Origin of the sequence: Leucobacter sp. PH1c (assembly GCF_000633415.1) — a bacterium.
GTDB lineage: Bacteria > Actinomycetota > Actinomycetes > Actinomycetales > Microbacteriaceae > Leucobacter.
The window spans coordinates 1-8090 of the sequence record NZ_AYMV01000058.1 but is presented as its reverse complement, the minus strand read 5'-3'; the positions used below and the strand labels follow the sequence as shown (position 1 = coordinate 8090).

Annotated in this window: 7 protein-coding genes; 3 read left to right on the top strand and 4 right to left on the bottom strand. The window is 71.6% G+C overall.

The annotated features are described in order from the left end of the window. The first annotated feature begins 32 nt into the window (after window positions 1-32). On the top strand, window positions 33-839 hold the full coding sequence (locus U874_RS0113840) for a purine-nucleoside phosphorylase (RefSeq protein WP_025135128.1): 807 nt from the start codon (window positions 33-35) through the stop codon (window positions 837-839). Window positions 840-981: 142 nt separating this feature from the next. Further along, window positions 982-2286: an NAD(P)/FAD-dependent oxidoreductase gene (locus U874_RS0113835; RefSeq protein ID WP_025135127.1), complete on the top strand. Its 1305-nt coding sequence runs from the start codon at window positions 982-984 to the stop codon at window positions 2284-2286. A 45-nt stretch (window positions 2287-2331) separates the two neighbouring features. On the opposite strand, the gene U874_RS0113830 is transcribed toward U874_RS0113835, so the two are convergent. The 4 genes from U874_RS0113830 to U874_RS0113815 all read right to left on the bottom strand — a co-directional run bounded on the left by U874_RS0113830 (window position 2332) and on the right by U874_RS0113815 (window position 6352). Next, window positions 2332-3945, bottom strand: a complete 1614-nt coding sequence (locus U874_RS0113830; RefSeq protein WP_025135126.1) for an amidohydrolase — start codon at window positions 3943-3945, stop codon at window positions 2332-2334. 18 nt (window positions 3946-3963) lie between these two features. Then, complete coding sequence (locus U874_RS0113825; protein WP_025135125.1) at window positions 3964-4326, bottom strand: cupin domain-containing protein; 363 nt, start codon at window positions 4324-4326, stop codon at window positions 3964-3966. Between the two features lie 71 nt (window positions 4327-4397). Then, a complete protein-coding gene (locus tag U874_RS0113820; RefSeq protein ID WP_025135124.1) occupies window positions 4398-5768 on the bottom strand; it encodes an FAD-binding oxidoreductase in 1371 nt (456 codons plus the stop codon). Continuing rightward, complete coding sequence (locus U874_RS0113815; protein ID WP_025135123.1) at window positions 5765-6352, bottom strand: cupin domain-containing protein; 588 nt, start codon at window positions 6350-6352, stop codon at window positions 5765-5767. The genes U874_RS0113820 and U874_RS0113815 overlap by 4 nt, the downstream gene beginning before the upstream one ends. Window positions 6353-6658: 306 nt before the next feature. Between U874_RS0113815 and U874_RS0113810 the strand changes: the two genes are divergently transcribed. Next, window positions 6659-8065, top strand: coding sequence for an MFS transporter (locus U874_RS0113810; protein ID WP_025135122.1), 1407 nt, complete (start codon window positions 6659-6661; stop codon window positions 8063-8065). Window positions 8066-8090 lie beyond the last annotated feature (25 nt).

Genomic DNA, 8090 nt, shown 5'->3' with positions numbered 1-8090 from the left:
GCCGCCCCTCCCAGCCGCGTAGGCTGGATCCCATGAGCCAGGATCAGGATCCCACCGCCCTCGCAGCAGACGCCGCACGCGAACTCGCCCGCCTCACAGGGGTCGAGCGCCACGACATCGCGCTCACCCTCGGGAGCGGCTGGGGCGGCGCCGCCGACGTGATCGGCGAGACCGTCGCCGAGGTGCCCGCCGAGCAGATCCCCGGGTTCCACGCCTCCGGCGTCGCCGGCCACTCGGGCACGCTGCGCTCGATCCGCCTCGCGAGCGGCGCGCACGCGCTCGTGATCGGCGCGCGCACGCACTTCTACGAGGGGCGCGGCGTGCGGGCGACCGTGCACGGAGTGCGCACCGCGGCCGCGGCGGGCGCGAAGATCATGGTGCTCACGAACGGCGCCGGCGGCGTCGACCCCGCATTCAAGGCTGGCGAGGCCGTGCTGATCAGCGACCACCTGAACCTCACCGCGACCTCCCCCATCGAGGGCGCAAACTTCGTCGACCTCACGGACCTCTACGCCTCGCGCCTCCGCGACGTCGCGCGCAGCGTCGAGCCCGCCCTGCAGGAGGGCGTGTACGTGCAGCTCCCCGGGCCGCACTACGAGACGCCCGCCGAGATCCACTACCTCCGCACCATCGGCGGCCAGATCGTGGGCATGTCGACGGCGCTCGAGGCGATCGCCGCGCGCGAGGCCGGCATGGAGATCCTCGGCCTGTCGCTCATCACGAACCCCGCGGCAGGCATGGGCGAGGATCCGCTGAACCACGAGGAGGTGCTCGAGGCCGGCCGCGCCGCGGCGCCCCGCCTCGCGGAGCTGCTCCGCCGCGTGGTCGCCGCGCTGTAGTCGCAGCCGCGAGTCGCGGCGGCCGTCGTATCTTCGTATGAGGGCCGCCGCGAACGGGGTGGGATCGTCTGCTGCGGCACGGCCGCCCGCGCCGATACGCTGGGACTCCACCAGGGCAACGAAGCCGTGAAGAGGAGAAGACATGCAGTCGGTTGACGTCGTCGTCATCGGGGCCGGGTTCGCGGGCCTCACCGCCGCGCGCGAGCTCGGCCGCTCGGGATTCGAGGTGCTCACGCTCGAGGCGCGGGACCGCGTCGGGGGCCGCACCTGGACCGAGCACCGCCTCGGCCACGAGCTCGAGCTCGGCGCGAACTGGGTGCACTGGGTGCAGCCGCACGTGTGGGCCGAGATGAGCCGCACCGGCCGGGAGATGATCCGGAGCCCGCGCGCCGAGGAGGCATACTGGCGGGGCGCCGACGGCTCGGCCAGGCAGGGCACCCTCGAGGAGTTCATGGCGCTCATCGAGGAGGGCCAGCAACTCGTCATCGACGACGTGCGGGAGGCCATGCCCCGCGGCGATCAGCCGACGGTCGGCGCGATCCAGGAGCTCGACGCGCTCAGCATCCAGGACCGCTTCGACGCGCTCGGGCTCGACCCCGAGGCGCGCGCCGCCAACGAGTCCGTCTGGGTGGGGCACGTGAACGCCCCGCTCGATCAGGTGGGGCTGTCGAGCGCGCTGCGCTGGGTCGCCGCGACCGGTGGCCACTGGCAGCTCATGCACGAGGCCTCGTCGACGTACCGCGTCGTCGGGGGCATGCGCGAGTTCACCGCAGAGATCGCCCGCCAGGTGCCGGGCGAGATCCGGCTCGGCACGACCGTCGTGTCGGTCGCGCAGGACGCGGACGGTGCGGTCGTCGAGACCGCGGACGGCACGCGGATCCGCGCGCGCCGCGTCGTGAGCACCCTGCCCGTGAACGCGATCCGCGGCATCGCGTTCTCCCCCGCACTGCCCGAGGTCTGGGAGCGGCAGGCGGCCGAGACGGTCGCCTCGCAGGGCACGAAGGTGTGGCTGCGCGCCGAGGGCCACATGCCTCGCTTCTTCGCGTACGGCACGCAGCACGATGCGCTGTCGGTGCTGAAAGCGGAGTTCTCCCTGAGCGATGAGCAGGGCGACTACACCCTGCTTGTGGGATTCGGCCCCGAGCACGCCAGGGTCGACCCGGAGGATCTCGCAAGCCTGCAGGCCGCGGTGGACGCCGTTCGGCCGGGGCTCCGCATCACGGCGGCGACCGCGCACGACTGGATGACCGATCCGCTCTCGCGGAACACCTGGATGACGCATCGGCCGGGCCAGCTCACGCGGGATCTCACCGAGCTGCAGGAGCCCTCGGGCGCCGTGCACTTCGCGACGACCGACAACGCGAACCTCTGGGGCGGGTTCATCGACGGCGCGATCGAGAGCGGCCTCCGTGAGGCCCGCCGGGTCGCGGAGTCGCTCCGCCCGTAGCAGCGCCCCCGCACCCAGCGATTCGGGGGCACTGCGGGCGGGCGACTACGCCTCGTGGACCACCCGGCCCTCGACGACCGTGAGGCGCACCGGCAGTTCCGGGAGCTCGTCCGGCGTCGCGGTGACGGGGTCTGCGCCCCACACCGTGACATCGCCCACCGCGCCCACCGCGAGCACCCCGCGGTCCGCGTGGCCGCGCGCCCGGGCGGGCCACAGCGTGTAGGCGAGCACGGCCTCCTCGCCAGTGAGCTGCTGCTCGGGCTCGAAGACGTGCGCGTGCGCGTCGCCCGGCGTGTGCCGGCCGCGCGCCCAGGCCATGCCGAGGCGCGGATCGTACTGCGCGACGGGCCAGTCGGAGCCGAGGGTCAGTTCCACGCCGGCGTCCAGCACGTCGCGCACCCGGTAGCCGGTCGCGTCGCGGCCCTCGCCGAGGCGCACCGTCCAGTTGTCGCTGTGGTCCGCGGCGCGCCACTGCATGTGGAGCGGCTGCATCGACGCCGTGACCCCCGAGCCGCGCAACTGCTCGACGTCGGCGTCGGAAAGCACCTCCAGGTGCTCGATCGAGTGGAACGGCAGACCGTCTCGCGCGGGCAGGGTCGCGTAGACGTCGAGCACCTGGCTCACGGCGTAGTCGCCGACCGCGTGCGTCGCGATCAGCATGCCGGCATCATGGTAGGCGCGCACCACTTCGCCGTAGCGCTCCCAGCTCGGCCAGAACGGCACGCGGCCGTCGCCGCACGCGTCGACGCGGTGCAGCCAGGCCGTCCCGGTGTCGATGACGCCGTCGCTGAACAGCTTGATCGCGCCCGTCTGCCACAGCCGGCCCGCGCGGGCCTTCCCGGCGATGACGCGCGCCACGTCGGCGTCGGTGTCGCTCACCGCGTGCCAGTGGTGCACCGTGACCCGGTGATCCAGCTCGCCGCGCTCCTCGAGCTCGCCGAGCAGCTCGACGGTGCGGTCTTTGCCGTCCATGATCGCGCCGCCCGTGAGGCCCACCGCGGCGAGCGTGCGGAACATGTCGCGGAGCCCCTCGCGCTCCTCCTCGGGGCTCGGCTTCGGCGCCGCGTCGAACAGGATCTGGTAGGCCGTCGGCTCGCGCAGTTCGCCCGTGGGCGTCCCGTCGGCGTCGACCACAATCTCGCTCGCGTCCTCGAACTCGCGCGCGCCCGTGATGCCGGCGGCCGCGAGCGCCGGGGCCGTACCGAGGCCCGTGTGCAGGTCGTAGCAGATGAGCGCGACGGGGCGGCCGGGGGCCGCGTCGGCGAGCAGATCGCCGCGAAGGCCGGTTTCCTCGAACGGCTCGTACTCGAGGTTCCAGCCGCGCACCCACGCCCCCTCGGGGAGCTGCGCGTGCTCGGCCGCGATCGCGGCGCGGATCTCGTCGATCGTCTCGAGTCCGCCGAGGTCGATGCCCGCGGTCACCTCGGCAGCCCAGTGCGGGTGCGTGTGCGAGTCGAAGAAGCCCGGCGTGATCGTGGCGCCCCCGAGCTCCCGCACGGCGATCCCGCGCTCCTGTGCGGCCGCGCGCACGGTGTCGTCGTCCCCGAGCAGGGCGATGCGTCCTGCCTGGATCAGCAGCGCGGTCGCGTCCGCGTGCTCCCCCGTGTTCGTGCGCAGGCGCGCTCCCACGAGGGCAAGGTCGCCTCCGAGCTGTGCCATGTCGTGCTCCTTCATCGTCTAGTCCTGAATGGTCGTGTAGTGCTTGCGGAGGGGCTCGTGCACGTGCCACGTGCCGACCCAGCCCGAGGGCATCACCATGACGTCGCCCGGGCCGAACTCCTCGGGCTCGGCGCCCGCCACCTCGATCGTCACGCGGCCGGAGAGGACGGTGCAGATCTCGGAGTAGCCAACGCGCTCGGCGGTGAACGTGCCGGGCGTGCACTCCCACAGCCCGGTGTCGATGCGGTCGTCCGAGCCCCCGGTCCACACGGAGAGCGAGGCCTCGGTGAGGCCCGGGGTCGTGGCGGTCGGTTTGGGCGCGTGTGGGCCGAGCTCGGCGCCGGCCGTGCCGTGCACAGCAAGCGTGGGGATCGTGGTCATTCGTGGTCCTCCTGAAACTGATGGGAAATAGTTGCCGGCCCAGCTCGGCCGGGCCGGCAGATCGGGATCGGCTAGCCGCGGCCCGTGATGACGTCGGCGATGTGCGCGATCGGTGAGGTCTTCTGGCGGCCAGCGAGCTCACTGCGGTCAGCAACGCCGTACGCGGCGTACAGCCCCTTAGTTGCGATCCAGCGGAGCGGCTCCGGCTCCCACTTGCGCACGCGGTGGTTCACCCAGGGCAGGCTCGCGATCTCGCTGTCGTTGCCGAGGATCAGGTCGGTGATGGTGCGACCGGCGAGGTTCGTCGAGGTCACGCCGGTGCCGACGTAGCCACCACCCCACGCGATTCCGGTCTTCCGGTCGAGCCCGACCGTGGCGGCCCAGTCGCGCGGCACGCCCAGCACGCCCGACCACAGGTGATCGATCTCGGCGCCGCGCGTCGCGGGGAAGAAGCGGTGCAGGATCTCGCTGAGCGTCTGCGCCGTGACCTCGGGGGTCTGCCCGTCCGTGTCGGTCTTCGAACCGTACTTGTAGGGCACGCCGCGGCCGCCGATCGCGATGCGGTCGTCGGCCGTGCGCTGGGCGTACATGTAGACGTGCGCGAAGTCGCCGAGCACCTCGCCCTGGCTCCAGTTGAGCTCGTCCCACACGTCCTTCGAGAGTGGTTCGGTGGCGATGAGGGAGGAGTTCATGGGCAGCCACAGGCGGTGCAGGCCCGTGAGGTTGGCGGTGAACCCCTCCGTGGCGCGCACCACGTACTGTGCGGACACGGTGCCGTGCGTGGTGCGAACCGTGTGCGGGCTGATCTCCACTGCGCGAGTGCGCTCGTAGATCTCAACGCCCAGGCGCTCCACTGCGTCGGCGAGGCCGCTGGCGAGCTTCGCGGGTTGAATCCGCGCGCTGTGCGGGTGCCACACGGCCGCGCGCGTGTTCGCGACGTTGATCTTCGCCATCGCCTCGGGCGCTTCGAGGAGCTGCAGGTCGGTGTGCTTCCACTGCTGCTCGGCGGCGGCGAATGCGCGGATGCGGGATTCCTGCGCGGGCGTGTAGGCGACGTTGAACTCGCCGCCCTTCGTGATGTCGGCGTCGATGCCCTCGGCGGCGGCAACGCGGATCACCTCGTCGACGGTCTCGTTCATGGCGCGCTGGAAGCGCTCGGCGGCGTCGCGCCCGTGCGACTTCACGTACTGCTCGCGTCCGCCCGTGATGGCGGCGGTGAGCCAGCCGCCGTTGCGGCCGGAGGCGCCGTAGCCTGCGTGCCGCTGCTCGATGATCACGATGCGCAGATCAGGCTGCGCCTGCTTCAGGTAGTACGCGGTCCAGAGGCCCGTGTAGCCCGCGCCGACGATGGCGACGTCGGCGCTGAGGCTCCCCGGCAGCTCGGGCCGCGTGCGGGGTGCGCCGATCTGCTGCCACCAGTGGGACACGTTGCCGTTGATCATGATGCTTCTTTCTGTGAGGAGTGGGGTGGATCGTCGGGGGTGGGCGGGCTGTTGATCCACAGCACCGCGGCCGGGTGCTCGGACTCGTTGAGCACGCGGTGCGGCACCGAGCTGAGGAACTCGATCGAGTCATCGGTGCGCATCACGTAGCGCTCGCCGCCCAGTTCGAGCACCGCCTCGCCGTCCGTGACGATGAGGATCTCCTGCGAGTTGCCGTGCACGTACGCCTCTGAGCCGGTGGAGCCGCCCGGGGCGAAGCGCCCCGCGTACACCTCCAGGTTGCGCAGCGGGGGGAGCGCCACGACGTGCTTCGCTGCTCCGTCGAGCGGCAGCGTGGGGCGGTCGGCGGCGCGCAGCACACCGCGGGTGTGGGCGGCGGTGTCGTCCAGGAGCTGCGCGGGCGAGACCCCGAGCGCGGCGGCGATCTTGCGGAGCGAGGCGACCGAGGCGTTCGTGCGCCCGTTCTCGAGCTGGCTGAGGAAGCTGGAACTCACCCCGGCCGCTGCGGCGAGCGCGCGGAGGCTCATGCCGCGGAGCTCGCGGAACCCGGCAACGCGCTGGCCGAGCTGGTGGTCGTCGGTCACGGCGCTCCTCTGCTGGCTCCGAGCGGCCAGCGGTGCGCCGCACCGATGTTGAACACCGCTGTTCGTTTCACTGAACAAGGTGTTCAGTGATTGGGTCTCACGCTATCCCGCGGAGCCGCGGCGCGCAAGCGGTCCCGCTCCGGGCCGCGCGCGGTCACACACGGACACACGCGCGCACGGTTCCCGAGTGAGGCGTACCATGGTGCTACGGATTCCCACAAAGGACTCCCGGTTTCCTTGGCGCAAGCCGACTCACACCACACCGATGTCTTGGGGCTGGCGCTTCGTCCCACCCGAAAGACCCGCATGAGTTCCTCATCCGCGGCCGGCACGGCCGTCGCAGCACCCCGTAATTCCCCGTCACGCGTGATCCTCGCCAGCCTCATCGGCACGACGATCGAGTTCTACGACTTCTACGTCTACGCCACGGCCGCCGTGCTCGTGTTCCCGCACCTCTTCTTCCCCACCGGCAACGAGACCACGGCGCTCCTCGCCTCGTTCGCGACGTTCGGCGCGGCGATGCTCGCCCGCCCCATCGGCGCCGTGTTCTTCGGGCATCTGGGCGATCGACTCGGCCGCAAGACCACCCTGGTCGCGTCGCTCCTCACGATGGGGATCGCCACGTTCCTCATCGGCGTGCTCCCCACCTACTCGCAGATCGGCGCGTGGGCCGCGGTGCTCCTGCTCCTCATGCGACTCGCGCAGGGCTTCGCGATCGGCGGCGAGTGGTCGGGCGCGGCCCTCGTCGCCACCGAGAACGCCCCCGCGGGGAAGCGCGCCTGGTACGGCACGTTCCCCCAGCTCGGCGCCCCGCTCGGCTTCATCATCGCGAACCTGCTGTTCTTCGTGATCAACGTCGCACTCGCCGATCCCGCGGAGCCCGGCATCGCGTCGGAGGCGTTCCTCACCTGGGGCTGGCGGATCCCGTTCCTGTTCTCGGCCGTGATGGTGATCGTGGGCCTCTGGGTGCGGCTGAAGCTCGTCGAGTCGAGCGCGTTCGAGCGCACCAAGGAGCGCGGCCAGGTGACCCGGATGCCGCTCGCTGTGGCGTTCCGCGACCACTGGCGCGGCCTCGTGCTCGGCACCTTCGCGATGCTCGCCACCTACGTGTTCTTCTACCTGATGACGTCGTTCACGCTGACGTTCGGCACCCGCCCGGGGCTCGAGGCCGCCGAGCGGGCCGCCTCCGAGGCGGGCACCGAGTTCGACGCGGCGAGCTACGTGCCCGGCCTCGGCTACGCCTACAACGACTTCATCCTGATGCTCGTGTTCGGCGTCGTGTTCTTTGGCATCTTCACGCTCGTCTCGGGCCCGCTGGCCGACCGCTTCGGCCGCCGCCGCACGCTCATCTGGGTGACCCTCGCGATCGCGGCCTTCGGCTTCCTGTTCGTGCCGCTCCTCGCGGGCGACACCGCACGCGTGCTGTTCTTCCTCGCGCTCGGCTTCTCGCTGATGGGCCTCACCTTCGGCCCGATGGGCGCGTTCCTACCGGAGATGTTCCCCACGAATGTGCGGTACACGGGCTCGGCGGTCGCCTACAACGTCTCGTCGATCCTGGGGGCGGCTCTCGCGCCCATCATCGCGCTGTGGCTGTGGGGGCTCGCGGGCGGCAGCCCCGTGCTCGTCGGCCTCTACCTGACGGGCGCCGCGATTCTCACCCTGATCTCGCTCCTCCTCACGCCGGAGACGAAGCACGTCGACATGGAGGCCTGAACACCGCAGCGGCCGCAGCACCCCG

What these genes read in the sequence shown, in the direction of transcription:
- U874_RS0113840 (WP_025135128.1), top strand. Translation starts at nt 33, where the DNA reads ATGAGCCAGGATCAGGATCCCACCGCCCTCGCAGCAGACGCCGCACGC.
- U874_RS0113835 (WP_025135127.1), top strand. Translation starts at nt 982, where the DNA reads ATGCAGTCGGTTGACGTCGTCGTCATCGGGGCCGGGTTCGCGGGCCTC.
- U874_RS0113830 (WP_025135126.1), bottom strand. Translation starts at nt 3,945, where the DNA reads ATGGCACAGCTCGGAGGCGACCTTGCCCTCGTGGGAGCGCGCCTGCGC.
- U874_RS0113825 (WP_025135125.1), bottom strand. Translation starts at nt 4,326, where the DNA reads ATGACCACGATCCCCACGCTTGCTGTGCACGGCACGGCCGGCGCCGAG.
- U874_RS0113820 (WP_025135124.1), bottom strand. Translation starts at nt 5,768, where the DNA reads ATGATCAACGGCAACGTGTCCCACTGGTGGCAGCAGATCGGCGCACCC.
- U874_RS0113810 (WP_025135122.1), top strand. Translation starts at nt 6,659, where the DNA reads ATGAGTTCCTCATCCGCGGCCGGCACGGCCGTCGCAGCACCCCGTAAT.